29 protein-coding genes are annotated in these 26,581 nt (G+C 42.1%); 26 read left to right on the top strand and 3 right to left on the bottom strand.

Features of this window, described 5'->3' with window-relative positions; genetic code table 11:
• The first annotated feature begins 34 nt into the window (after positions 1 to 34).
• A complete protein-coding gene (locus tag MHB63_14685) occupies positions 35 to 1,747 on the top strand; it encodes a sensor domain-containing diguanylate cyclase (protein ID MEK3807765.1) in 1,713 nt (570 codons plus the stop codon).
• A gap of 36 nt (positions 1,748 to 1,783) precedes the next feature.
• Here the strand turns inward: MHB63_14685 and MHB63_14690 are convergent, their stop codons facing one another.
• The 3 genes from MHB63_14690 to MHB63_14700 are packed head-to-tail and all read right to left on the bottom strand — an operon-like array spanning position 1,784 to position 4,405.
• Positions 1,784 to 3,457: a hypothetical protein gene (locus tag MHB63_14690; protein ID MEK3807766.1), complete on the bottom strand. Its 1,674-nt coding sequence runs from the start codon at positions 3,455 to 3,457 to the stop codon at positions 1,784 to 1,786.
• A 10-nt stretch (positions 3,458 to 3,467) separates the two neighbouring features.
• Positions 3,468 to 3,977 (bottom strand): prepilin-type N-terminal cleavage/methylation domain-containing protein, encoded by a 510-nt coding sequence (locus MHB63_14695; protein ID MEK3807767.1) that lies wholly within the window; start codon positions 3,975 to 3,977, stop codon positions 3,468 to 3,470.
• Positions 3,974 to 4,405 (bottom strand): type II secretion system protein, encoded by a 432-nt coding sequence (locus tag MHB63_14700; GenBank protein ID MEK3807768.1) that lies wholly within the window; start codon positions 4,403 to 4,405, stop codon positions 3,974 to 3,976. Before MHB63_14700 ends, MHB63_14695 begins: the two co-directional genes overlap by 4 nt.
• A gap of 181 nt (positions 4,406 to 4,586) precedes the next feature.
• Between MHB63_14700 and MHB63_14705 the strand changes: the two genes are divergently transcribed.
• The 25 genes from MHB63_14705 to minC all read left to right on the top strand — a co-directional run bounded on the left by MHB63_14705 (position 4,587) and on the right by minC (position 26,581).
• On the top strand, positions 4,587 to 5,897 hold the full coding sequence (locus MHB63_14705; GenBank protein MEK3807769.1) for a G5 domain-containing protein: 1,311 nt from the start codon (positions 4,587 to 4,589) through the stop codon (positions 5,895 to 5,897).
• On the top strand, positions 5,890 to 7,557 hold the full coding sequence (locus MHB63_14710) for an ATPase, T2SS/T4P/T4SS family (GenBank protein MEK3807770.1): 1,668 nt from the start codon (positions 5,890 to 5,892) through the stop codon (positions 7,555 to 7,557). Before MHB63_14705 ends, MHB63_14710 begins: the two co-directional genes overlap by 8 nt.
• Before the next feature lie 5 nt (positions 7,558 to 7,562).
• Complete coding sequence (locus MHB63_14715; protein MEK3807771.1) at positions 7,563 to 8,603, top strand: type IV pilus twitching motility protein PilT; 1,041 nt, start codon at positions 7,563 to 7,565, stop codon at positions 8,601 to 8,603.
• On the top strand, positions 8,603 to 9,808 hold the full coding sequence (locus MHB63_14720; GenBank protein MEK3807772.1) for a type II secretion system F family protein: 1,206 nt from the start codon (positions 8,603 to 8,605) through the stop codon (positions 9,806 to 9,808). The genes MHB63_14715 and MHB63_14720 overlap by 1 nt, the downstream gene beginning before the upstream one ends.
• Positions 9,809 to 9,914: 106 nt before the next feature.
• A complete protein-coding gene (locus MHB63_14725) occupies positions 9,915 to 10,322 on the top strand; it encodes a prepilin-type N-terminal cleavage/methylation domain-containing protein (GenBank protein MEK3807773.1) in 408 nt (135 codons plus the stop codon).
• Between the two features lie 18 nt (positions 10,323 to 10,340).
• On the top strand, positions 10,341 to 11,102 hold the full coding sequence (locus MHB63_14730; protein MEK3807774.1) for an A24 family peptidase: 762 nt from the start codon (positions 10,341 to 10,343) through the stop codon (positions 11,100 to 11,102).
• Positions 11,103 to 11,118: 16 nt separating this feature from the next.
• Complete coding sequence (gene pilM / locus MHB63_14735; GenBank protein ID MEK3807775.1) at positions 11,119 to 12,090, top strand: pilus assembly protein PilM; 972 nt, start codon at positions 11,119 to 11,121, stop codon at positions 12,088 to 12,090.
• Positions 12,091 to 12,705 carry a PilN domain-containing protein gene (locus MHB63_14740; GenBank protein MEK3807776.1) on the top strand — a complete coding sequence of 205 codons (615 nt, stop codon included), beginning with the start codon at positions 12,091 to 12,093 and terminating at the stop codon, positions 12,703 to 12,705. It begins immediately after the preceding gene.
• Positions 12,686 to 13,507 carry a hypothetical protein gene (locus MHB63_14745; protein MEK3807777.1) on the top strand — a complete coding sequence of 274 codons (822 nt, stop codon included), beginning with the start codon at positions 12,686 to 12,688 and terminating at the stop codon, positions 13,505 to 13,507. The genes MHB63_14740 and MHB63_14745 overlap by 20 nt, the downstream gene beginning before the upstream one ends.
• Positions 13,508 to 13,624: 117 nt before the next feature.
• Positions 13,625 to 14,653, top strand: coding sequence for an SPOR domain-containing protein (locus MHB63_14750; protein MEK3807778.1), 1,029 nt, complete (start codon positions 13,625 to 13,627; stop codon positions 14,651 to 14,653).
• 364 nt (positions 14,654 to 15,017) lie between these two features.
• Entirely contained in the window at positions 15,018 to 15,536 is a 519-nt protein-coding gene (locus MHB63_14755) for a DUF1643 domain-containing protein (GenBank protein ID MEK3807779.1), read from the top strand.
• A 430-nt stretch (positions 15,537 to 15,966) separates the two neighbouring features.
• The gene (gene tmk / locus MHB63_14760; protein MEK3807780.1) at positions 15,967 to 16,593 is read left to right on the top strand and encodes a dTMP kinase; all 627 of its coding nucleotides are present in this window, start codon (positions 15,967 to 15,969) and stop codon (positions 16,591 to 16,593) included.
• 20 nt (positions 16,594 to 16,613) lie between these two features.
• On the top strand, positions 16,614 to 16,868 hold the full coding sequence (locus MHB63_14765; GenBank protein MEK3807781.1) for an acyl carrier protein: 255 nt from the start codon (positions 16,614 to 16,616) through the stop codon (positions 16,866 to 16,868).
• The gene (locus MHB63_14770; protein MEK3807782.1) at positions 16,865 to 17,170 is read left to right on the top strand and encodes a helix-turn-helix transcriptional regulator; all 306 of its coding nucleotides are present in this window, start codon (positions 16,865 to 16,867) and stop codon (positions 17,168 to 17,170) included. Before MHB63_14765 ends, MHB63_14770 begins: the two co-directional genes overlap by 4 nt.
• 10 nt (positions 17,171 to 17,180) lie before the next feature.
• Complete coding sequence (locus MHB63_14775) at positions 17,181 to 18,149, top strand: ImmA/IrrE family metallo-endopeptidase (GenBank protein ID MEK3807783.1); 969 nt, start codon at positions 17,181 to 17,183, stop codon at positions 18,147 to 18,149.
• Positions 18,150 to 18,166: 17 nt separating this feature from the next.
• Positions 18,167 to 18,838 carry a C1 family peptidase gene (locus MHB63_14780; protein MEK3807784.1) on the top strand — a complete coding sequence of 224 codons (672 nt, stop codon included), beginning with the start codon at positions 18,167 to 18,169 and terminating at the stop codon, positions 18,836 to 18,838.
• A gap of 2 nt (positions 18,839 to 18,840) precedes the next feature.
• Positions 18,841 to 19,602, top strand: a complete 762-nt coding sequence (locus MHB63_14785; GenBank protein MEK3807785.1) for a hypothetical protein — start codon at positions 18,841 to 18,843, stop codon at positions 19,600 to 19,602.
• On the top strand, positions 19,595 to 20,275 hold the full coding sequence (locus MHB63_14790) for a 4'-phosphopantetheinyl transferase superfamily protein (protein ID MEK3807786.1): 681 nt from the start codon (positions 19,595 to 19,597) through the stop codon (positions 20,273 to 20,275). Before MHB63_14785 ends, MHB63_14790 begins: the two co-directional genes overlap by 8 nt.
• Before the next feature lie 25 nt (positions 20,276 to 20,300).
• Positions 20,301 to 21,257 carry a thymidylate synthase gene (locus MHB63_14795; protein MEK3807787.1) on the top strand — a complete coding sequence of 319 codons (957 nt, stop codon included), beginning with the start codon at positions 20,301 to 20,303 and terminating at the stop codon, positions 21,255 to 21,257.
• A 505-nt stretch (positions 21,258 to 21,762) separates the two neighbouring features.
• Entirely contained in the window at positions 21,763 to 22,332 is a 570-nt protein-coding gene (locus MHB63_14800; GenBank protein MEK3807788.1) for a Maf family protein, read from the top strand.
• A 36-nt stretch (positions 22,333 to 22,368) separates the two neighbouring features.
• Complete coding sequence (gene radC, locus MHB63_14805) at positions 22,369 to 23,052, top strand: DNA repair protein RadC (protein MEK3807789.1); 684 nt, start codon at positions 22,369 to 22,371, stop codon at positions 23,050 to 23,052.
• A 136-nt stretch (positions 23,053 to 23,188) separates the two neighbouring features.
• Positions 23,189 to 24,211, top strand: a complete 1,023-nt coding sequence (locus tag MHB63_14810) for a rod shape-determining protein (GenBank protein ID MEK3807790.1) — start codon at positions 23,189 to 23,191, stop codon at positions 24,209 to 24,211.
• 94 nt (positions 24,212 to 24,305) lie between these two features.
• Positions 24,306 to 25,202, top strand: coding sequence for a rod shape-determining protein MreC (gene mreC, locus MHB63_14815; protein MEK3807791.1), 897 nt, complete (start codon positions 24,306 to 24,308; stop codon positions 25,200 to 25,202).
• Complete coding sequence (gene mreD / locus MHB63_14820) at positions 25,199 to 25,720, top strand: rod shape-determining protein MreD (GenBank protein ID MEK3807792.1); 522 nt, start codon at positions 25,199 to 25,201, stop codon at positions 25,718 to 25,720. The genes mreC and mreD overlap by 4 nt, the downstream gene beginning before the upstream one ends.
• A gap of 177 nt (positions 25,721 to 25,897) precedes the next feature.
• Complete coding sequence (gene minC / locus MHB63_14825; GenBank protein MEK3807793.1) at positions 25,898 to 26,581, top strand: septum site-determining protein MinC; 684 nt, start codon at positions 25,898 to 25,900, stop codon at positions 26,579 to 26,581.

Here is a 26,581-nt window from a genome sequence, read left to right on the forward strand (position 1 = left end):
TAAATAACAGCACGGCGGGAGAGGGGGACAATCCATGGAAACAAAGCTGAAGTCCATTTTGTGGGCCGTCTGGGCCATCGTATTTCCTTCATCACTATTTGCAGCGTATACTCTCTGGCCGGTAAAAATTTCAGAAAATGAATGGACGATTGCCGCTTTTCTGGTTTTCATGTGCATTGTTTCGGTTTTCCCGATCATCGTCAATGAAACGCCCGTTTTTTTTGCTCAGGGTGTTTCCATATCCGTCTTTCTGCTCTTCGGTCCTTTTGTTGAAATGATTCTTATGCAGGCAGCCCTCACTGTGCTTCTGCTGAAGCTCAGAGTTGGAAAACGGGAAATTTACCGGTTTCCGACGAACTCCCTGATGTTTCTGATCGTATCAGCAGCAGGGGCAGCCGTCTATTATGCGATTGGCGGTACACATGAACGGGAGGCTCTCACCTTTCCGTTTATTCTCAAAGTGATTGCCTATTCATTTACCATTTGCCTTGTTAATCACTTCTTTCTCCAGCATGTGATCAGAGGGTATTTCTATAAGATGAAAGAAAAATTTTTCTCGAGGGATTTTCTGTGGGAAATTCTCACAACGCTCATGTTTTTGCCGGTGGGCATTTTGCTCTACATTCTGTACCTTGACCTTGGATTTGAGGCATTGTTTTATGTGGGCATTCCATTTGTGGGAACCTCTTATATCCTTATTTTGCTGTCTCGCAGCCAGCGCCTCAATACGTATCTTCAGCAGGCAAGCGAAATCGGCCATCAGCTTACCGAAAGGCTGGAAGTGAAGAAAGTTGTTAAGGTGTACCTGAATAAACTGACGTCCATGATCAAAGCGGATTATGCATATATTATTGATGTGATCGACGACAATGAGTTGAAGGTCATCCGGAAACTTGAAAACGGCCGGATCGTCAAGAATGTACAGGAATCCATATCTGTTCACCATGGTGTCAGCGGTCTGGTTTATGCAACCAAAAAAAGCATGCTGTACACTAAGCGGGATCAATGGGCGAAACTTGAGAAAACCCTGCTGCCGGAAAGCGTAGAGAGCGTGATTGCAGTTCCGATTGTCAGAAACCAGAAGGTCGTTGGGATTGTCATTCTTGCGTCAAATAAAAAACGGTTTTATGACCGCGCACAGCTGATGATTACGGATCTTTTGACCGCCTATCTGGGTGTGGCAATTGAAAATGCAAAAAGCTACGAAGAGACGAAAAAACAAAGTGAACGCTGTCCATTAACAGGCCTTTATAATTACCGCTACATGGAGAAGCTGCTGGAGTATGAATACACGGAACTGATTCAGCAAAAAAGCGGCAGCATGTCGCTGATTCTGCTCGACATCGATCATTTCAAAAAAGTGAATGATACATACGGGCACCAGGCAGGAAATGAAATTCTGATTTCACTTGCCGAGCGTCTTTGCAAATTCGTCGGGGAAAGAGGAACGGTCGCAAGATACGGCGGTGAAGAGTTTGTCATCCTTCTGCCAAGTATGGACAAGCATGCATGCTTCGCAGCGGCAGAAGGCATACGCCAGAGCATCGCAAATCGTCCTTTCATCGTTGAACAAAGCATCGGTCATCCCGGCAAGCGCCAGCCTGTATCCATTACAGCAAGCATCGGCTACGCAACCGCCCCGGAAGATGCCGAAGGTCCGCTAGACCTCATCCGCCACGCAGACCGCGCCATGTACATCGGTGCAAAGCAGGCGGGACGGAACAGAGTAGCGCAATATGTGAAATAGGAAAGGCCGGCATCTATTTGGATGCCGGCTTTTACATTATTTAACTTCTGTATCGATGGTTTCGACTTTCAGTTTTTCTACTGTCGGAATGCCTGTAGGGGGATTAAGGATCAGGTCCTCTTTGAATTCTATTTGCAGTCGGGAAGGCAATCCCGGCTGCTGCTGATTCTTTTCAAAATACAGCCCGCCGATATTGTTGTACAGCTCAGGATCAAAATCATACCGCCAGGCAAATTGATACCATTTAGGCCCAACCCAGACATAGCGTGCCCCAAGGGTATTTCTTGTCTCTCCCTTGGTGGCATTCAGAGTAATATTCGATCCATAAACGCCTCCTCTAATTTTAATATTGGAACCTACTCCATACATTTCAAGAGTTTCGTTTGAGTAAAGAAAGGCATCTATAATCTTTGGAGTATTGCTGTACTCATTATTATTTGCGACAAGCATGCTGCCGTTGCTCAAGATAACAGCTGTTCCGCCGCTTACATTGTTGAGATTTTCAATTGAAGTATTCTTTTCTACATAAACCGTTCCGTTAGTATTAAAATCTGATCGGATATCTGCTGCATCCGAGATATACATTTGTCCCTGGAGTTTCAGATTTGATATCGCAGCTTTTCCGTTAATATAGACATAGCTGTTGGGGTTTGTTAATTCGATGGTGCCCTTTAAATCCGCCTGTCCATTAATAAAGACATTGCCGCTTGTAATGAGCCTGCTTGCTTCTCCCATAGTGAAATTGCCTTCCATTAAAACATCGCCGGCTACGTTAAGAACACCCGTCAATTCAAGATTCTGAAGAAACTTTTTGCTGGTATTGTGAAGGGTGCTGCCTGAAAGGAGGGTGTCATTCAAACCGTTTGCAATTTGTCCTCTTCTTGCTGTAAATGCTGCATGCTTTTCATTGATCCGGCTCAGGATGTTAATCTGGTTTGTTGAGACAATCGCATCTCGTATTCTTGGAGGCGTCACAAAATAACTCGGCAGGCTGCCTGAATTCGCAACGGGCCGGAAATTTGCGGCAGCAGTATTGGAAAAAGAGCTGTTATAAAAATATTTGGATGGATAAGTCTGACCGGAAGAGTCCTGGCCTTTTACTGTCATATCACCCTGTATCGACGGATAAACGGTTCCGGGATAATACGTTGAGCCAGATTGGATGAATTTGCCCCTGCTGCCTAAATAAAGCCTTTGCTGTACAAAGATATTTCCTTTAATATCCACAGCGCCATTCAGCGTTAAATCTCCATTTGTTACAACACCGTAGTTGAAAATATCCGCAATAGTGGACACCTTGAGAGTTCGCTTCAATTGCTTTCCGGAACTCTCAGGACCGACTGGAGCTGCTATATCAACCGTTTGAACAAACAGATTGTTGGTTGCAGAAATCGGCTTTAAGATTTTTCCGGTTACCTCAATTCCTGATCGCTGCTCAATTCTTGACTCCAAGCTGCTCAATTTGGTGAGCAGAGTCTGAGAATTCAGCGCTTCATTGTTGATGTTTTCCAATAGAACTTCATATTCTGCCGAAGCTTCGTCAAGGAGTTTCTCCGCTTTGGTCATATCCTCAAGGTACGTTTTCGAATGCTTTACAAATGCCTGAGAGCTTATCGTAATGCTGAGAAGTGAAATACCCAGAATCGAAACTAATGTAAAAACCATCAGCACATTAAGCAGTGCATAGCCGTTCTGATTTAATTTTTTCAAACCAATCACCTCAATCTGCCAGGTTATATATTTTCAGGATTTCATACGGTTTTGAATCAGTGTTTTTTTCTTTCAGGACCAGCTTGCAGATCAATTGGGAGGAGTCGTCTGAGATGAAAAAATGGCTGCCTTCTAATGAAATGTTTTCATTATTGACGGGTTTTCCGTCAATGCTCAAATTTCCGCCAGAAAAAATAACCGGAATGGGCGTTCTTGTTTCATCTAATAAATTTGAAGGATTAACCGTTTTAGTGACTTTAACGGGAGTGACTTTTGTAAGCTCTTGTCCTTTTAAATCTCCAAGTCCAAACTCATCTGCGTTCTCAAGCGCCTTGTTTAAAGAGTCGACAATCAGTACCGCTTCATTTCTGAGATTGGTTTTAGAAAGCGTAGATTCCCCCGCTTTCATCATAGACATTAAAAATCCGGTGCTCATTGTGAGAATAATAGAGGAGAGGGCAAGCACCAGCAGCAGCTCGATCAATGTTATTCCATTTTGATTTAAAAGAATTTTCTTCATTTGCGCACATACCCTTCGAGTGTAGAAGAGGACGATATCCCGTCACGGTTTGTCACTGTGACTGAAATTTCTACAAGCTTTCCCCTTAAATTTGCCTGCGGCGGTTCTTTAAAGGAGACGTCGGCAGAATATCCGCTCAGAGAAAAAGCTTCTTCTTGAAGTGCGAGTTTCTGCCTTATGGCATCAGGGGCCAGAACTTCTCTTGTGCTTAGTTTTCTTTTTGCTTCAATAAATCCTTCCGCCTGATAGGCTTCAAGAAGACTTTTGCTAAGCTGCTGGGATGTAATGTTTTTGTCGAAAGAATTTGAGTAAGAAGCACTATTCACGAAAAAACTGCTCAGAACCGAAAACATGATGGTCAAAATGACGATGGAGGCTAAAACTTCGATCAATGTAAATCCCCGTTCTTTTTTAAAAGCCGTTTTCATGGGCATCCCCGTACTTTCTTTTATAAATTATGGGCAGAAAGGAAAATCTTTCTTTTCTTCTGAATAAAGCTATTATACAATAAAACTAGTCGATTTTTGTCTAGTATTTGGAAAAAAATAATTCGAATTACTTAGGTTTATTTAACTAGTAAACGGTATGTGTGACAAAGGGGGGCATGAAGTGGGTACATCATCAAAAAGAAAAACGTTTTTTGTTTTGTTCGGATGTGTTTTTATTCTCTTTGGATTTTCTTTTTTTGGAGCGAAGGCGTATGGAGCGCTTTTTAATGAAAAAACGGTTCCTTCTGGTGTCGAGGCGGGCGGAGTACCGCTGTCCGGCCTGTCTCAGAAGGAAGCGGAAGCAAAGCTGAATCAGGCCATCACCGCCTGGAAAGAAAACAGCTTTTATTTTCTTCAGGCAGACCGGGAGCTCGGTCTGGATCTGAATCTTGTCGTATTCGATGTGAAAAAAACAGCGGATCTCGCTGTTGCCGATAAAACGAACCGGCTGATTGCCGCGGTTGATGAAAAAGCTCTTAGCACATTTCTTGAAAATGAGCTCAGTGCAGACACGTTCGGAGCTGTTGACCAAAAAGCGCTCTCAGCCGAAATAGAGCTCGCAGCATCTGAATTGACAGAGGGGATTTTCACTCTGTCTATCAATAAGTACCTGTTGAAAGAAAAACTTCCAAAAACGCTGCTTGCAGGATCTGAACTTCCTGCAGATCCGGGTCTTCTCCTGCAGCCGGCTGTTATCCGGATAGACCCTCTCGAAACGTTCTCTTTGGAAGCGTATCTCGAAGAGTTTCCCCTGCAGCTGGATGATGCCGCTTTGAGCAGGATGGCAACAGGAATCTATCAGACCATTCTCCTCACGAACTTTGACATTCTTGAACGCCACATAAGTGCAGAACTGCCCGCCTATGCAGAGCTTGGCAAGGAAGCTGCATTTATGAAAGGTAAGCAGGACCTTGTCTTTTACAACCCGAACGATGCGGCTTATGAACTGAAGCTTGTTCAGGACGGAGGGTCCCTTTCCATCAGTCTTGAAGGAGCTGCCTTTGAGAATGCGTACAGTTTAACAATGGAAAATGAAAAAGAATTTAAGCCTAAAACCATCATTCACTATGACCCGGCTCTTGATGATCAGACGACAAGAGTAAAAGAGGAAGGCAGAAGCGGACAGTCTGCTGAAGTGTACAGGAATGAGCTGGACAGTAACGGCAGCGTACTGTCAAGCACCCTGATATCAGACGACTTTTACGCACCTGTTCACAGAGTGGAAGTAAAAGCGCTCAAGTCAGAACAGCAATCAGTCCCGGGCGGCGAAGAAGGAACCGTTCAGCCGGAAGCAGGGGCTGATCAAAACAAACCTGCAGAAGGAACGGGGAACTCTCCACTGGAGAATCAGCCTGACAAGACCCCTCCGGCTGGAGGCGACCGCGATCAGGAGCTGTGGGAAGAACCGGCATTTGAGAAAGGGGATGAATAGCACGGTGAAGCAGACGCGAAAAAGGCTCGGGGACCTTCTTGTGGAAACAGGACTGATAACGGATGAGCAGCTGAAAGTAACGCTGAAGGAAAAAAGTGAACGTCAAAAGCTAGGGGATGCTCTCCTGCAGCGCGGCTACATTACAGAGCAGCAGCTGATAGAGGTGCTTGAATTTCAGCTCGGCATTCCGCACGTCAGTTTGTTCAGGTATCCTTTCGATACAAAGCTTTTCACCTTAATTCCGAAGGAAACGGCCAAACGGAACTATATGATTCCGCTGAAAAGAGAAGGGGACAAGCTGTACGTTGCCATGGCGGATCCGATGGATTACTACGCAATTGAGGACTTGAGGCTGTCCACAGGCTTTCAGGTGGAGCCTGCCATTGCCACGAAGGACGATATTTTAAGAACCATTACAAAATATTTTGATATGGAAGAAGACATTGATCAGCTGATCGGTGCGCCGGAAGAAACGGTGAAGGACGAGAAAGCAACTGAAGCGGATTCGCCGATTGTGAGGCTTGTTAATCAGCTGCTGCAAAATGCCGTTCAGCAGCGGGCGAGCGATATTCATATTGATCCTCAGGAAACCAAGATTGCCGTACGCTACAGAATAGACGGCGTCCTGAAAACGGAACGGGTTCTTCCTAAACATATGCAGAGTGTTCTCACTGCAAGAATCAAGATTATGTCCAATCTTGATATTACGGAGCAGCGTGTTCCTCAGGACGGAAGAATTAAGCTGACGCTTGATTTTCACCCGATTGATCTGCGCGTTGCCACCCTGCCGACCGTATACGGGGAAAAGATTGTGCTGAGGGTGCTTGATTTGAGCAGTGCATTAAATGACATGACGCAGCTCGGCTTCCATAGAATGAATCTGGAGCGTTTCTCGCAGCTGATTGAACGGCCGTCCGGCATTGTGCTGATTACCGGACCGACCGGTTCAGGGAAGTCGTCAACGCTCTATGCCGCTTTGAACAAACTGAATTCTGAAGAGGTCAACATCATCACCATTGAAGATCCGGTTGAATACCAGCTTGAAGGCATCAATCAGATTCAGGTGAATCAGACTGTCGGCATGACATTTGCAAAAGGGCTTCGCTCCATTCTGAGGCAGGATCCGAATATTATCATGGTCGGAGAAATCCGTGATAAAGAGACGGCTGAGGTTGCCATACGGGCTTCGCTGACAGGTCACCTTGTGCTGAGCACCCTTCATACGAATGACTCTGTCGGCACGATTACCCGCCTGATTGATATGGGGGTAGAACCGTTTCTTGTGGCTACTTCACTCTCGGGAGTGGTTGCCCAGAGACTTGTGCGGAAAGTCTGCCGCGACTGTGCGGAAACCGTTCAGCCCACCGTCCGGGAAAAAGAGATTTTCGCCAAACGAGGCATGACCGTTGAATCCATTGTCAGGGGAAGAGGCTGCGGTACATGCAACATGACGGGCTATAAAGGCCGCCTTGCGATCCATGAGCTGCTAGTTGTAACAGATGAAATGAAAAAAGTCATTATGAACGGAGAATCCTTCTCTGCCATACGAGATCTGGCTGTTAAAAACAGAACGCTCTTCCTGATTGATGACGGCCTGCTGAAAGTGAAACAGGGGCTGACGACGACAGAAGAAATTCTGCGCGTAGCCTTATCTGAGTGATGAAGATGAAAGTGAAACTTGAAGAAATCATGAGAGCCGCGTTCGAACTTGGAGCATCCGACATCCATCTGACAGTCGGAATTGCCCCTATGCTTAGAGTGAACGGAGAACTAAGAAGCTACAGCGGTCTGGTTCTTTCGCCGGAGGATACAGAGGAAATGGCAAAGTCCATTCTGCCGAGGGCGATGTGGGAGAAGTTTCAGGAAAAAGGAGAGCTTGACTTTTCCTATGGCATAGCAGGTGTATCGAGATTCAGAATAAATGCCTACAAGCAGCGCTCCTGTACGGCGCTTGCCGTCCGGATTATTCCGACGTCCATCCCGACGCTTGAAGACCTGCACCTGCCGGATGTGCTGAAGACACTTTCCCATAAACCCCAGGGACTTATTTTAGTAACAGGACCGACAGGAAGCGGGAAATCCACTACGCTTGCTGCTATGATCCACCACATGAACCAGTCGGCCAGAAAGCACATTATTACCCTTGAAGATCCGATTGAATATCTTCATAAGCACGGATCCTGCATCATTGACCAGAGAGAAGTAGGGTTTGACACATTGAACTTTGCCAACGGTCTGAGGGCAGCACTCAGGCAGGATCCGGATGTCATCCTCGTAGGGGAAATGAGAGATTTGGAGACTGTCCATACAGCGATTACGGCTGCAGAGACAGGCCATCTTGTCCTGGGGACTCTCCATACCTCAAGTGCCCCTGCGACCATCGACAGAATCATTGATGTTTTTCCTCCCAACCAGCAGGCGCAGGTAAGAATTCAGCTTGCATCCGTATTAACCGGAATTCTGTCCCAAAGGCTTTTTCAGACCGCGGATTTCAGAGGGAGACGGGCGGCAACAGAAATTCTTGTCAACAACCCGGCGATAGCAAACCTGATCCGGAATGAAAAAATCCACCAGATTCCGAATATACTCCAGACAGGCCGTGATCAGGGCATGATGACCCTTGAAGGATCAATACGGGAGCTTGTTCAATCAGGCGTCATTTTAAGGGAAATGGCAGAACCATATTTACAGGAGACGATGCGGTAATGGCGCGGTTTAAATATGAAGGACGGGGAAAAGCAGGCCAGACAAGCGGTGTGGTCACCGGAACTTCAAAAAGAGATGTGATTGTAAAGCTTCAGGAAAAGGGACTCCGGATTACAAAGATTGAGGAGCTGCAGGAAACGCTGCTGACAAAAGAAATCAGCATAGGAAACCCTGTTAAGCTCCAGGACTTCGTCATCTACCTGAGGCAGTTTTCGACGCTGCTCAAAGCTGGAATCTCCGTTGTGGAGGCGACGAACATCCTTGCCAGACAAACAGAAAGCAAGGCATTGGGAAAAGCGCTTTTTGATGTGGAAGAGGAGCTAAGGTCAGGAAATCCGCTCTCTGCCGCAGCGGCAAAGCATAAAAAAATCTTCTCCAGCATGTTTACAAACATGGTCAAGGCGGGCGAAGCCGCAGGGAACATGGACGAAACGCTCGACCGCCTCGCCGTACATTATGAAAAACAGCATAAAACAAAACAGAAAATCATTTCGGCGCTTGCTTATCCTGCCGTTGTCGGAGTGGTGGCCATTGCAGTCATTATCTTTCTTTTGGTCGCGGTCGTACCAACGTTTGTTGACATGTTTCAGGATTTCGGGGCCGATCTTCCGCTCATTACAAAGTTTGTCCTCGGGGCGAGTGAATGGATGCAGTCATTCTGGTGGCTTGTCATCCTCTTGATTCTTTTGTTTTTTGCCGGAATTGCAGTGATGAAGTCACAGCCCTCATCAAAGTACTATCTCGATGCGGCTGCGCTGAGAATGCCGATATTTGGAAAAATGCTGCAAAAGGCGGCGCTTGCAAGAATGACAAGGACACTCAGTTCTCTGTTCTCAAGCTCCGTTCCGATCCTGCAGGCGATTTCAATAGTAGAGAGCATTGTAGAAAATGAAGTGATCAGCCGGGTGCTGAAAGACTCAAGAAACGCTCTTGAAAAAGGTAATTCTCTTACGGAGCCGATGAGAGAACACTGGGTATTCCCTCCGCTTGTCACACAAATGATCGCAATTGGAGAAGAAACGGGCTCACTCGACGAAATGCTCGCAAAAGTCGCGGATTTTTACGAAGATGAGGTCGAGCAGGCGACAGACAGGCTGAAGTCCCTCATCGAACCCCTGATGATTGTCTTCCTTGCAGGAATTGTCGGTGTAGTCGTGACTTCCATCCTAGTACCTATGTTTGATATTTTCAACAAAATAAATTAATTTTCGTGGAAAAAATAGAAGTAAAATCCAATTTTGTATGCTATAATGACGGTAGAATAAACACAAAGACCTATACTTCTAATTTACTAGATAAGGAGAAAGAGACATGTTTAAAAAAATGCTTAAGAACGAACGGGGATTAACACTGATTGAATTACTTGCTGTTGTTGTTATTTTGGGGATTATTGCGGCTATTGCTGTGCCTGCTATTGGGAATGTGATAGCTAACTCTAAAGATGATGCTGCTCTGACTGAAGCTTCTCAGATCATAGATGCTGCTAAGTTATATGTAGCTAGTGAACCTACACCTACCTATCCTCAAACATTAGAGAAAACTAGCACAAAAAATGATTTGTCGAAATATCTTGATCGTTCAAGTAATTTCGTTCTAACTGTTACTAAGGGTACAAATGATAAACTGACTTATACAATTACAGGGCATAAGGTCAATAGTATAAGTGGTCTTACCACAGGTGCTACAGAGCAGTTAATAGCCGATGAGTTAAAAAAATAATTGGTCTCTAATATAGATATGGCGTATTTCTTTTGCTTAATATTGTTTACTTACGGCCTCCTACTAGGCTCCTTCTACAACGTAGTCGGCCTTCGCGTCCCAATGAAACAATCCATAGTCGCACCCCGCTCCGCGTGTCCGGGGTGCGGACATACATTAACAGCAGGCGAGCTTATTCCTGTTGTTTCTTATGTTTTACAGGGCGGTAAGTGCAGAAAGTGCAAAGCCCGCATTTCTCCGCTGTATCCATTTGTGGAAGGGATGACGGCGCTGCTTTTTGCAGCGGCGGCTTTGCTTTTGGGATGGACGGGGGAACTGGCTGTTGCCCTGACGCTGATTTCGCTGTTTATGATTATTTTTGTGTCTGATGTGAAATACATGGTGATTCCTGATAAAGTACTGCTTTTTTTCGGCGGGCTTTTGGCTCTTGAAAGAATTTTAATTCCGCTTTCGCCTTGGTGGGCTCCGTTGGCAGGTGCTGCAGCCGGGTTTTCGCTGCTTTATGCGATTGCTTTCGTGACGAGGGGCAAAGGTATGGGCGGCGGGGACATCAAGCTCTTTGCAGTTCTTGGCCTTGCGCTTGGATGGAAGCTTGTACTGCTTGCCTTCTTTCTCTCGTGTCTCGCCGGTTCGCTTGCCGGAGGGATTGCGATGCTTTTTGGAAAAGCAAAGCGGAAGGAGCCGATGCCGTTCGGACCTTCCATCATGGCGGGGACTCTTGCAGCCTACTTTTTCGGAGAAACATTAATAGACTGGTATATCCGTTTGATCGGTTATTAGGAAAGGAGGGAGCATATTGAGGCTTTCCGGATTTCGTTTCAGCAAAAAGACAGGAAATTTTACGATCAAAGATGATGCCATCCGCTATGCGGAACTTAAGCAGGCAGAACCATTGATGATGGGGATGTGCGAAGAGCGCCTGCTTCCTGAAGGGCTCATCCGCGGAGGGGTCATCCAGGATTTTGACACCCTTTCACTAATTCTGGATGAGTGTGTGAGAGAATGGGGCATTAAGGGCAGGAAAGTACGGTTTACGGTTCCTGATTCCCATGTAGTGATCCGGAAGGTGAGTGTCCCCGGCGATTTAATCGACGATGAGATTCGAGGGCATCTCTATGTCGAAATCGGTTCGTCGATCCATCTGCCTTTTGATGAATCTGTATTTGACTATATCGTAACTGGCCGGACGGACAAGGAGCTTCAGCTGCTGCTGTTTGCGTCGGGCGAAGAGCTTGTCAGGAGCTATTCAGACCTGTTTGACAGTGCGGGCCTGAAACCGGATGCCGCCGATATCTCTCCCCTTTGCCAGTACCGCTTTTACCTGAATCAAAAACCAAAAGTGGATCATGCATCCTCTGTCATGCTTATTCAGTATGATCTGTCAGGCGTAAACCTGAGCATCTTTCAGCAGGAGCAGCCTGTGTTTATGCGGAATATAGAGGTTGAGAAGAATATCCGTGAATCTGAACAAATTAGCGTGAGCATGTCACCAGAAGATTTCCGTCTCCAGGCAAACGAAATCATAAAGGAAATCGACCATGTCCTCAATTTCTACAGATTTTCACTGAATCAGGGGAATGATGAAGTTTCATCCTTCATCCTGACGGGAGATCACCCGCTGCTCCATGAAGCAGAGCGGCTTCTGGCTGAACGGTATGACTATCCTGTTGATTCATTAAAGAATGCGCAAGCTGAAACGTTGAATAAAACTCCGCTGCCTGCTTTGTTTTATCTGACTGCCGGTCTGGCATTAAAAGAGGTGCGTTAAATGCTGGCCGATATTAATTTGCTGCCGAAGAAAGATCCCAGGAATGTGGCCAATGCCACGCTCTATCTTCTTCTTGCTTTTATCGCCGTCATCTTTGCGGGGCTTTTTATCATTCAGCTGACTTCTGCCAATGGAGAAAAAGCAGACGTTAAAAACCAGGTTGCGGCAGTTGAATCAGAGCTTGAGCGGCTCATGGCTGAGAAAGGAACAGAAGGCAGTTCAAGCTCTTCTGTTTCCGCTCTTCAAAGCGCTGTTGAATATGCTGATGGCGTTTCGCTCGATTCTGTTCCGGTAGTAAAAGAACTCGCAGGCAAACTTCCTGAACGGGGCTTCTTCAAAACCTTCTCCTACAATGACGCAGGAGAGCTGACCCTCTCTGTCCAGTTTGATACAAACCGCGAGGCAGCGTACTATCTTGCGAGATTGAAAGAATCATCTTATTTTACAAAAGCTGACCTGATCAGTATAGCTGCGGTCAAAGGCGAAGGAACTGTCACGCCTGAAGAAGAAACCAATGAGGTCTCGAGGTCAGAAGCACAGTACATTCTCAGAGTGAATCCGGATTATTTACAGGCAGAGAGCGGGGAACAGGCTGATGACAATTCATCTTCATAAAAAACATCTTATCGTCCTGCTTGCAGCAGCCCTTTTGCTTGGCCTGCTTTATTTTGGTGCGTACTTTCTGTTTCTGAAGCCTGTAAAACAGGAAATCAGCACGCTTGAGACTTCAAAAAACATGCTAAACGCCCAGGTGGCTGCTCTAGAAGAGAATCCTTCGACAGAAACAAAGGCTCCCGTTCATTCTGTAGAATTACAGCGAAAAGTCCCGGTTTCCCCGATGGTGGAGCAGATTGTGCTTGATCTTGAAAGGGCGGAGACCATTTCAAACAGTAAAATTGAGAGCATCACGTTTGCTGAGAGTGAAAACGCCCTTCTTCCCCCGCCTGCTGAACCGGAAAAAACCCAGCCTGAAGCAGCCGATAATGAAACTCCTGTTGGTCAGACTGAAAGCCCTGAGGTTCCAGATTCAGCTGAGACAGCACCTGTTCAGCCTGAAAATGCCCAGGCTGCTGCACCGGCAGCCGAACTGCCAGCGGCACCTGAGGGACTTAAACGCATCCTTATTACGCTAGAGGTGACGTCCGGCAACTATTTCGACATGGAAGCCTTTATTGCAGAACTTGAAACACAGCAGCGCGTCGCGAAAGTTGACCTGCTAACGTTTAATGGAGCAAAAGAGTTGACTTCCCTTGATCAGGAAGCAGAACCGCTGAAGTATTCCCTTCAGGTCTCCGCCTTTTATATGGATACTCTTCAGGACCTTAAGGATGAAACGCCAAAAGTGGCAGCGCCCGAGCCGGGGGGCAAGCTGAATCCCCTCAACACTTCCCTCGTAAAGGAAGAAGATGGCGAATAGAGCGGGTATTTGACGAAAACCTTTCTGAACAAGACGACAAATGTCTTGTTCTTTTTTATTTTTGCTGTGCTAGCATGAAAACCAAATACTCGATTCGTACAGATAGGCGGTGTAGAGGTGGACAAGCGTGCACATGCAATGAAGGTTAAGATCAATGGCGAGGAACGGAATTGGAAGGGGAAGAATAATCGAAAAAAAGGAAAGAAAGAGGAAGAGGCAGAAAAGCCTGACATTCCTGTAACGAGCTGGAATGAAAAAGCGATGGCAGAGCAGGAGGCGGCCGCGTCTGATGCTGAAAAAGAAGATGAGTTCACATGGGTCCTCCCGGATGATGACGGGGAGGTTTTCCAGGATGACCCCAAAGTTGTCGCCGTTAAAAAGGTATCCTCTAAATCCAAGCATTCTCCATACTTCAGTACTGGGAAAAAGGTTCATCTAAGTGCGTATCCATTTAAGCAATATGCCATCACCATTGTGCTCGCGATTGTGCTGGGCGTAAGCTTCGGATTTCTTGCCCTGAATTTCATGTCAGACGAGGATCTTCCTGCCGCTCTTCAGACAGGCGCGGGACAGGCGGAAGGAGAAACGGCGGCTCCTGAGGCAGCAGGCGGGGATGCGGGCGCAGGAGCTGCAGAGCAAACGATTCAGCTTTACTTCGCTCAAATCGGAAAGTTTTCTTCTAAGGAGGGTGCCGATGCCACGGCTGCCGACTTAAAAGCTAAAGGGTTTCCTGCTGCAGCAGTTGAGGAAGACGGCTCCTACTTCGTTTACGGGGGAGTCGGCAATGAAAAACAGGAGGCAGACGGGCTGAGCAATGTCTATAAGTCCAGCTCCATTGATACATGGAGCGGAAAAACGGCTGACTTCTCTGTGAAATCAAATGAAGATGCGTCAGCATTCATCGGCCATTTCAAAACACTTGTTTCCCTCTCATCCGCCGCGGTGGAAGGAAACGGCAAAGAGGTAAAATCGAAATCTGAAGCTGTTCTTTCAGAGCTTGGAAAGCTTAAACCGAAGGATGAACGTCTTGTTTCGATGAAAAAAGAATTAACGGATGTGTCGTCATTGCTTGCTGAAGGTGCTGATGAAAAGACAGGATGGGCCGCACAGCAGAAGCTGATGGACCTGCTTGTTTCGCTTAACTGAATTTCCCGGGGCATCTCTATGAAAAGAGGTGCTTTTTTTGCGGGAAAAAGCTGCTGTTTTTCGTGCAAAATTCTATTTTGGCCTTTTGTGCATCCTGCCGGTGTTTGCTAAGATACGAGTGTATCAAAGAAGCGCTGAAACGTTCTACCCCTTTGATTATCTTGGGACATATTTTCAAGGTTTTTAGGGTGAAGTAAAATCTTAAAAATTACTAAACTTATAATATTTTTATTTTATTCAGTATTATTGGGCGGAATATCCGAGTTAATGCCCTTATTTACTTGTTAAGTTAGTTATCCGTTAGTAAAATAGAATTGAGAATGTAAAATTTATATATTTTATATAATTATAATAGGTGATACAGATGCAATTAACATTCCATGATGAATTAAATAAGAATTTAAGTGGTGCTATAATTGATGAAAAGAAAGAATATAGGTACTCTTTGTGGAGAATTTGGAATGAAAATCTTCCAAGGATTACTTTTATCATGTTAAACCCTAGTACAGCAGATGACCAAGAAGATGATCCAACACTTCGCAGATGTATAAAATTTGCTATGGGTTGGGGATTTGGGTCACTTGAAGTTGTGAATCTTTTCGCCTATAGGTCAACAGATCCCAAATTATTAATTTCAGCGCATGATCCTATAGGTGAAAAAAATAATGAATATATTAGAGAAGCGTTGAATAGATCTGATAAAGTAGTACTCGCTTGGGGGACCAAAGGGAGTTTATTAGATAGAGATAAGGAAGTTTTACAATTGTTAAAAGATATTAGTACTCCTATATATACATTAGAGTTAACACGATATGGGTATCCAAGACATCCTCTCTATGTAAAAGCTGATAAAATCCCAGAACCTTTTTTGAATAAAAGCTAAGTCGTCGAAGGAATATGACCTTGATGGCTTAGCTTTTTCTAATATTTTAATAGTAGGGATTACTAGTGTCAGAATAATAATCATTATTAATTTCATTTTTTGTGCTGCTAATAAAGTTATCTACATCGATAACTTTTATGTGATTGATCAAGCATTTCTTTTTGTTCAGTATCATATCTATTTGTTTTACAAATACTTCAACACATAGTACAACTGTTGCCTGAAAGAGTTAATTTTTCGTTAATTAATTCAAACTCGTTTCTTTGTTGATCCACATAAAGTAATAATTTCCCGGTTTTTTATTAATACTATAATTCAAAAGAACTACTTTCGACTCTTGTAAAAAATAAACAATTTTTTAGCCTTTTAAGTATTTATATAAGCTTTAAAACTGTATAATTAACTAAATATAGTAAATGGAGAGATGACAATGAAGGGACTATGGATTACTTTTGAAGGAATTGGTGGATCTGGAAAGTCGACTCAAGCGGGCCTTTTGTATGAATACTTAAAAAAACAGTCAATAAATGTAGCGTTAACAAAAGAACCAGGCGGAACTTTAATAGGTGGTTTATTAAGAAATATCCTCGTAACTAATTTAGATGTTAAACCAGAAAGTTTATCTGAGTTATTTTTGTTTGAAGCTGATAGACATGAGACTTTTAAGAAGATTGTAGAGCCTAATAGTAAAGAAGGGGTAATTACTATTAGTGACAGAGGTATTGATGGTTCTATAGCGTACCAAGGATTTGGAAGAGGTCTTGATATCAATATAATTAGTACTTTAACAAATCTTGCGACTAATAATAGAAAACCAGATATTACTTTTTTAGTAGATATAGAGCCGAAAATTGCCCAGAAAAGAATTGCATTAAGGGATAATAAAACCTTAGACAAATTCGATTTAGAAAAAATAGATTTTCAAAGTAGAGTTCGTGAAGGATTTTTATATACTGCTGAGAAAGACCCAGATAGGATAAAGATTGTTGATGGCACAAAGGATTTTCAATCATTAAATAAAGATATCGTACAGATAATTGAATCTCAAATGAAGTAGAAAAATAAAGGATGATACAAATGCAAGGAGAATTAGTTGAGAAAATCGCAGACTATCTTGAAGATATTTGTGGTGACAGTGCGGAAAGAATTATTAATGAAATTCTTGAATTTGGTGATACAGATGTGGAGTCAATCTTTTTTTTAGAAATAATCGGTATGTTGGAAGAAGATATGGGCATTAATATACCAGTAAAACAAGTACATAAACGTGTTAAATCTTCTTTCAAAGATTTTTGTACACTAGTAGATGAGATTTTGGAGGGGAAAACATGAATATAAATAAAAGATTAATCAATGCACGCGATTACGTTGGGCTAACTTTAGAATCTGTTGCAGAAATCTTAAATATTCCCTTAGAATCCTTGACTAAAATCGAAAATGGTCAGGTGATACCAAAAACAGAGGATTTAGAAAAGTTTTCAAAGTTATATAAGCACTCCATAAATTATTTTTTAGATAGCGAATATAGTTTTAAATCTGATGTTGAAGTGATGGCCCGAGCAACTTCTGATTTATCAGATAACGATCGTGAACATGTAATGAGGTTTTCATACATACTTTCAAACATGAAATAGGGGTGTAACAATGAGTTTATCTAGACAAGAAATAATTAAAACAGCCTTCGCAGACGCTTCAAGAGTTTTAGCGAAATGCAAAGTTTCTCTTACAGAACCAGTAGACATATTTAAGATAATTGATAATTGTAACGTAATTTTAAATTTTCAAAAACTGGAGAATTTAGCTGGTGCATATATACCTGAGACAAAAGAGAATCGTGCAGGGATATTGATAAATGAGAACTTACCATTATCTCGACAAAGGTATACAGCAGCACATGAATTTTGTCATTTTATAAGGGGAGATTCAGCAAGTTTTGATACCTCAGAAGAGTTATTTTATGAAAGTTATAAAAGAGAAGATAATGAGAGGATTGCAGAAGAATTTGCTTCTTGTTTGCTAATGCCTAGGAGACTAGTATTGAGTATTCTTAAAAATATAGGTATAAGGGACAGTGAATTAATTAATCCTAGAGCTGTTTATGACCTTTCTTTAAGAATGGGGACTAGTTACCAGGCTACATTAAATAGACTATTTACTTTAAAGATTTTTCAAACAAAGAAAAAATTTGATGAATTAGACGTAGAACCAATAGAGATTAAAAAAGAATATGGAATTGATAAACTTTCTTCAAATTGGAATAATATTTGGAATTTATCGGAGGAAGAGAAGGCTAGTACTATTTATCCAAATGTTGGAGATGAAGTAAGAATATTATTGGAGGAAAATCCAACTACTGGATATAAGTGGATATTACCTCCGGATATCGAGGGGATAACCACTTTTTGGAATTCATTTCAAGAAGATAGCAGTATGTTTGGAGGTTCTGGTATTAGAAATATTATATTGAAGATTGAGGAAATTGAGGACATAAAATTGAATCTATATCACAATCGACCTTGGCGACCTTTATCTGACTCGATAAATATGTTCAATTTAAATATCTCTGTTCAAAAGAAGAGACATGGCATTCACATAAATAATTTGGTTGCTTAAAGGGGTTATTTGAAATTATGAGTCAAAAATACAAATTCACAGTGGATCTAAGATATAGTTTTCCGGAAGTAAGAGATCAAGGTAGAAGAGGGACGTGTACTGCTTTTGCGGTTACTTCTAGTCATGAGCATCATAGAAACTTAGAAGAGCGATTGTCAGAAGAGTTTCTATTTAGCTGTGCAAAATCAATCCAAGGAGCTTACGATGATAAAGGAGTAAGTATAATTACAGCATTAAAATCAATTTATCTTTATGGTCATACAACAAATGATTTATTACCCTATAGAGAAACTTCGGAATTCCCCTTATTACTTAAAGATATTCCAAAAGGAATATTAACTGAAGCTGAAACCAGAAAAATAACCTCATATAATACAGTTAGCCAGATTATAAGTGATATAGAAACTCAACTTAGTGAAGAACGGTCTGTAATCGCTGGTGTTGTAGTACAACCAACATTTTGGTTATCCCCTGGAAATAATTTTATAGATGTCCCTTCCATTGAATCTGTTGAAGGTTATCATGCAATTGTAATTGTAGGTTATGGAGAAAGAAATGATGGAAACAAATGTTTTATTATTAGGAATAGTTGGGGTGCAGATTGGGGAGATAGTGGCTACGCATATGTTTCTTATGAATATTTTACAAAATATAGTATTGGAACCTGGACTATTCCTAAGGGGGCATAACTATGAATGATGTTATTAAGGGTGAAAATATCTCTAACGCATGGAAAAATGCTATTAATCATTTACTAAAAAATGGTAGAGAAGATTATAATCTAATAGTTGAGGTTGAAGATCCTACAAAAGATGACTCAGAGACGAGAAGGCAGTTTAATAGTGTTTTATTAGGTATGGGGAATCAAAGTATTGAAACTGTTGCTAATACAATTTTCCCTTATGGAATTTGGTCTAAAAGTGAAAATAGAAATAAATTATATGAAAGGTTTATTAAAGTATATCCAACATTACGGAAAGTTCAAGAAAATAATAAAGGAACTTACTTTGGAAGATTAGTTCAATGCGGGTATGGAACAGATAAATGTTTTAATCAATTAGAAAATACTATCTTCAAATTAAGTAGAGAAAAAGAAAATGGTAGAGGTATAAGGGTTATGTACGAAATGTCTATATATGATCCAATTCTAGACCTTAATAATCAGATGGGTTTTCCTTGTATGAGTTTTATAAGTGTAAAGATTAGAAAAGAGTTTGTAGATTTAACTGCAGTATACAGAAACCAATACTTTGTCCAAAAGGCTTATGGAAATTACCTTGGATTGGGTAGATTATTAGAGTTTATTGCTAAAGAAGCTGGTTATAAGGTTGGAAAACTAACATGTATCGCAACTCACGCTGACTTAGGCTCTATAAGTCCTAAAGCAAACTTTAGCAAAATGGTTGACATATGTGCCAATCAGAAACAAGTGGAACTTAATTTTGATGCTTGATAGCCCAATAAATAAAAGTAGCTCTAAGCTCCTAAATAAAAAAATACATGCATTTATTAAGGGATATACTACTGAAGATTTAAATTGTTTACATAAAGAAGAGCTAGAATTATGGGAAAATAATAAGAGGTATTTAAGAAACGGTTGTAATTGGTTGGCTGGTAGAATTACTGCAAAATATTCAATAATAAGATGTCTAGGTTTAGACAATGAAGATATAAAATTATTAAATATTAAAAATAGAAGAAATGGTTCACCTTTTCTATTTAATTATGATAATGATATAAGGTTTTCTATTGCACATTGTAGAGGGGTTGGGTTTTCTTGTTCTAGCTCGGAATTTAATTCTATAGGCTGCGACATAGAAAAAATTAAAATTAGGCACTATAAATTCCCTAACTATTTTTTGTCTGAATGTGAAAAGGATTTGTGGCTAAGGGAAACTTCCAAAGAAGATATGCATACATTGTTAACTATTGCTTGGAGTTCTAAGGAAGCTTGTTATAAGTGCTTATCTTCTATTGGTTACAATGTTGAATCAATATTTGACATAAATATCCACAGTATTATTTTAGAAGAAAAACAGTTTAAGTTTTCCTTTGAGAAAAATGAGGGGATAGGCTATTGGGATAAGTATTCTGATTTTGTACTAAGTATAGCTGTGAAATTATAAAAGTATGTATATTGGGGAGATACCTTTGCTCACTATATTAGGTAATAACTTTAGTGAAATTTATTACAACTTATTAAAAGAATCAATAAACAGTACCTCATCTATTACTAATTCTAGGAATGGAGATGTCCGAGATTTAGGACCTGCATACTTTGAGATTAGCAATAAGGATATCTTTAGAATGCCTCTGTTAGATGGTAGAGGATTTAATCCTTTTTTTGCTCTAATGGAGTATTCTTGGTTGATAAGTGGTTCAAATCAGTTAGAGCCTTTAAGCTATTTTATTAAGAACTATAATCAATTTTCTGATGATGGACAAACACTTTATGGGGCTTATGGCTATCGATTAAGGACTCTTAACGGTCAAGACCAAATTCGAAAAGCTATATCAGTTTTAAAGAAAGATAAAACTACAAGAAGAGTAGTTTTAACAATGTGGAGTAGTAGGGATTTGGGTTATGATTCAAAAGATATTCCTTGTAACGTATCGATAATGTTAAAAATACGAGATAATAAATTAGATATGACCGTTATTAATAGATCAAATGATGTGTATTTAGGTGTACCCTATAATGTACTAGTTTTCTATTTATTACAAAGCTATATTGCAGAACAAATTAATTGTAAAGTTGGTCATCAAAGGCATTTTACTGATTCACTACATTTATATTCGAAGCACTTTGAAAAAGTTAAAATAATACTTGAGAAAAATGATCCTCAAATAATTGAAAAATTGTATGTAGAAAAGGAAAGTTTTGATATCTCAAACTTTGTAAATGTAGAACATGATAAAATGATTAATCGTATTTATAATCAGGTATGTGAACCTTATCAGAAATTATTTAACCTCTATAACTTATACAAAAATGGTGATATTGATTCAAATACTGCTGTAGAAGACTTGCCTAAAAATCTTTTAGGATATAGTGTATTTCTTTGGTTCAAAGAAAAGAAAGACTTTAGACCCTTTTGTAAATTTTAGAGAGAAATGAACAATTAAATTTCAAAACAGTAAAGAATGTAAGTAACTTATACTTATATTCTTTTTTTTTAGAGATGAATTATGGTGGATTTCAATGAATGTCTTGGAAACTGAAGCAAAATGTTAAGACATCGGAAAATGAACTAGAATACGAGCGTAAATCTCGGGTATTAGATTATTGGAAGTATTCGATGGTTTAATAGGAACTGGAAAATCAAAAGATGATTAGTCAACAAATACAAAAATACATAGTAAGAAAAAGAAAGTAAGAGAAAGCTACTTGATAATTGAGAAAAAACTGATTATTAAGTTGCATAATTATAAGGAGGCTGTTGGGGGGACCAGCCAGTCTTTTTATCCGCGCTTTCCGAATACAGAGCAAACACAACCGTTAATCCTTGCTTTTTTTCGTGCAAAATTCTATTTTGGCCGTTTGTGAAACCTGCCGGTGTTTGCTAAGATACGAGTGTATCTCCCTTTATACCGAATGAAAGGATGTTGAAGAATGAAACATCATCTTATTTTAGCCTCAGGATCTCCGCGCAGAAAAGAGCTTCTTGAAAAAGTCAGCATCCCGTTTACTGTTGTTGTCAGTGATGTGGAAGAGACAGTTGACCCTGCGCTTTCGCCCTCTGACATTGTCATGTCTCTCGCTGAGCAGAAGGCCGCTGCTGTTGCAGAGCGCTTCAGAGACTCCGTTGTTCTTGGATCGGATACAGTAGTCGTTTACGGCGGCGAAATTCTCGGAAAACCTGCCGACGAAGAGGATGCAAAGACAACGCTTGCCAAGCTTTCTGGCAAAACACATCAGGTGCTCACAGGTGTTGCCATTTTGCATCAGGAGAAGAAAATCGTTTTTTACGAGCAGACAGATGTGACATTCTGGCCGCTTACAGTTGAAGACATTGAAGAGTATGTGCTGTCCGGAGAGCCGATGGACAAGGCGGGATCCTACGGCATACAAGGTCTTGGATCACTGTTTGTAAAAGAGATCCGCGGTGATTATTTTTCTGTCGTAGGACTTCCTTTGTCAAGGACAGCGAGAGAGCTGAAAAAAGCGGGTTACATCCGTTAAGAGAAAGGCAGAGAGGGAATCAGGAGGAGAAACAGATTGGACGTGCTGAAAATCCATGATTTCCCGTTGGAAGACAGGCCGCGTGAACGGCTGATTCATGATGGTCCTGAAAGTCTCGCAAACCATGAGCTGCTTGCCATCCTGCTTCGAACAGGTTCAAAAAAAGAGTCTGTTCTGCAGCTTGCCAACCGTTTGCTCAACCATTTTGAAGGCCTGCGGTTTTTAAAGGAAGCATCAGTCGCCGAGCTGACGAGCATTTCCGGAATCGGAGAGGCTAAGGCCGTTCAGGTTCTGGCGGCGCTTGAGCTCGGCAGACGGATCAACCGTCTTGCCTATGAAGACAGATATGTCATTAAATCCCCTCAGGACGGCGCCAATTATGTCATGGAGGAAATGCGCTTTTTGTCACAGGAGCATTTTGTCTGCCTCTATTTAAATACGAAAAATCAGGTGCTTCATAAACAAACCGTTTTTATCGGAAGCCTGAATGCCTCAATCGTTCATCCCCGCGAAGTATTTAAAGAAGCGCTGAAACGCTCTGCCGCTTCGATTATCTGCATCCACAACCACCCGTCAGGCGACCCTTCCCCTAGCAGAGAAGATATTGAAGTTACTAAAAGATTAACAGAGTGTGGTAAAATGTTAGGGATAGAGCTTTTGGACCATCTTATTATCGGCGAGCAAAAATATGTGAGTTTAAAAGAAAAAGGATATTTGTAACACTTTTATTTTTGTGTAATTACGCTATAATAATGTGTGTAATTACGCTATAATAATGTTTATGAGTTTTTTTCGCCGTCGCATTTGACTGCTTTTAAAATAAGTAATTCGGTTTTCAGAAAGGGAGATACAATTAATGTTTGGAATTGGGACAAGAGACCTTGGTATAGATTTGGGTACGGCCAATACACTGGTATTTGTTAAAGGAAAAGGAATTGTTGTGCGCGAGCCTTCAGTTGTGGCGATGCAGACGGATACGAAGTCGATCGTGGCAGTAGGAAACGACGCGAAAAATATGATCGGACGCACACCCGGCAATGTAGTGGCGCTCCGCCCGATGAAAGACGGCGTTATCGCCGACTATGAAACAACAGCAGCAATGATGAAGTATTACATAAAACAAGCAACAAAAGGGAAAGGCATTTTCTCAAGCAAGCCTTACGTTATGGTCTGTGTTCCTTCCGGCATTACAGCAGTAGAAGAACGTGCAGTGATCGATGCAACAAGACAGGCTGGTGCACGTGATGCTTATACAATAGAAGAGCCGTTTGCAGCTGCGATCGGTGCAAATCTTCCTGTCTGGGAACCGACTGGAAGCATGGTTGTTGATATTGGCGGCGGTACGACTGAAGTAGCCATCATCTCTCTTGGCGGAATTGTCACGTCACAGTCAATCCGCGTAGCAGGCGATGAAATGGATGATGCAATCGTCAACTACATCCGCAAAACATACAATTTGATGATCGGTGACCGCACGTCTGAATCCATTAAAATGGAAATCGGTTCAGCAGGATCTCCTGAGGGCGTTGAGAACATGGACATCCGCGGCCGTGATCTTCTGACAGGTCTTCCGAAAACAATTGAAATTACTGCGAAAGAAATTGCAGAAGCTCTTCGCGATACGGTAAATTCAATTGTCGATTCTGTTAAAAACACACTTGAAAAGACTCCGCCTGAGCTTGCAGCGGACATTATGGACCGCGGCATCGTCCTTACTGGCGGCGGCGCTTTGCTCCGCAATATTGATAAAGTGATTAGTGAAGAAACGAACATGCCTGTCCTTATTGCCGAGAATCCTCTTGACTGTGTAGCAATCGGCACCGGCAAAGCTCTTGAACATATTCATCTTTTCAAAACAAAAGCAAAAGACAGCAGATAATACAGGTACCTGCAGAAGGTCCGCTCCATAACAGCTGCATTTGCAAGGACTGATTCCTGCGAACACAGCAAATAGTAAGAGGGTGTAAAGTCACATGCCGCAGTTTTTCTTGAATAAACGTCTTATCCTGCTCCTGGTCAGTATTATCTTTTTAGTGGCATTGATCGGCTATTCGCTAAAAGAAGACAGAGAGCTTACTTGGCCGGAGCAATTTGTCAAAGATTCAACAGGATTATTTCAGACAGTCTTTCATAAGCCCGCACAATATGTAGCGGGCTTCTTTGAGAATGTCGGCGATCTTAAAAATACGTATGAAGAAAACAAGCTCCTCAAAAGCAAGATCGATGAGCATATGAAAATTGAAACAGAGCTGCAGGCTCTCAGACGCGATAATGAAAAGCTGCGCGAAGAGCTGGGTGCACAGGAATCATTAAGGGAATACAACCCCATTCCGGCAGCGCTGATTGCCCGCAACCCGGACCCGGGCAGATGGTTTGATCTGATTACCATTGATAAAGGATCACAGCACGGCGTTGAAAAGGATATGGCTGTTATTACAAATAAAGGCCTGATCGGGAAAGTGAAGAGCACTTCTAAATTCAACTCCACCGTTCAGCTTTTAAGTTCCCCTGACCGGAAAAACCGGATCGCGGCTGAAATTCAGGGCAAAGACGGACAGCCGAATATTTTCGGTCTGATCGAAGGATATGACGAGAAGAAAAAAGCTCTTCTGCTTAAGAAGATTGAATCGGACGTCAAAATCGAAAAAGGCCAGAAAGTTGTGACTTCCGGCAGCAGCGGAATCTTCCCGGAAGGACTTGTTATTGGTGAAGTGCTCGAGGTTGAACCAGATTCCTACGGACTATCGCAAATGGCCTACATTAAGCCGGAAGCAGATCTGTATGATATTGACCGGGTATTTGTAACAGACAGAGTAAAAGAAACAATCGATATTACAAATATGGATCCAGAGGAGGAGGAGGAATCATGAACCGTATCCTCCTTCCTCTTTTCATTTTGTTCGTTTTTATATCGGAGAGCACCTTTACCGATCTGATTGAGCTTCCGTTCACATCCGAAGATCAAGTGATTATCCCGAGGTTTGTGATGCTATCCGTCGTTTTTATTACGGCTTACTACAGCCAGAAGATGGGGATCATCTACGGAATGGTTTTCGGTTTGCTGCATGATATTGTGTATACCGAAATCCTCGGCATCTATTTGTTTGCCTATCCGCTGTTTGCCTACCTGATCTCAAAAGCTCTGAAGGCTCTTCAAGGGAACATGCTTGTTGTGCTTTTCCTGTCTTTGCTGGCAGTTACTCTTTTGGAGTTTTATTCTTACGGCATTCAGATGCTGATCGGCTATTCAAATCTGCCATTCTATGATTTTACAAATCTGAGGCTTCTTCCGACGATTCTTGCAAACTCAGTTGGCGCCATCGTCCTGATCTATCCGATGAGCCGTTTTATTTCAAAAGTGAAAAGGGACTATATGGATGATCTGTAGACTGTAATCTGACAGCAGATTACTGCCTGTGCAGACAGATATGGCCGGGTGAAATGAGTACTGCTTGTGAGCCATTCTTCCTGAATCAGGAAACGGGCAAAGTTTGAGAAATTGCGTTTTAAAAAGAGGAAGAATGCATCGATCTGTCGAAATTGTATAGTCGTTGAGGTGAACGTCATGAAGGCTCAAAAACAGCATTATGTCACGATAAAAGGCACGAAAGACGGCTTAACCCTGCATCTTGATGATTCGTGTTCGTTTGAAGAACTGCTGAATGATCTTGAGCAGATGCTGTCTCTGAAACAGTATATACATGAAGATGGGCCAACGATCACCGTTAACGTAAAAGCGGGCAACCGCCTGCTTCACAGAAGCCATCAGGAACAAATTGAGGCTGTGATTCAGAAAAAGCGTAATCTGGTTGTTGAAACATTCGAAAGCAATGTTGTTACAAAAGAACATGCCGCACGCATGAAGAAAGAAGCGGAAATCGTTTCTGTGGCAAAGGTCATCCGTTCAGGCCAGGTTCTTAAGGTTGACGGTGATCTTCTTTTGATAGGAGATGTGAATCCTGGCGGCACTGTGATTGCCGGGGGCAACATTTTCATTATGGGAACACTCAGAGGAATTGCTCATGCCGGATATAACGGGAAGAGCTCAGCTGTCATTGCCGCATCCGTGATGATGCCGTCGCAAATCCGGATTGGCTCAACAGTCGGCAGAGCGCCTGATTATGTCCGGGAAGAAACGCATGAGATGGAATGTGCGTACATAGATGAAAGCGAGTCGATCGTCATTGACCGACTGCAGCAGTTAACTCATTTACGACCTGAATTGACAAGGTTTGAGGGAGGAATTTAA

The organism is Bacillus sp. FSL H8-0547 (assembly GCA_038002745.1).
In the GTDB taxonomy this organism is placed as follows: Bacteria; Bacillota; Bacilli; order Bacillales; family Bacillaceae; genus Bacillus_P.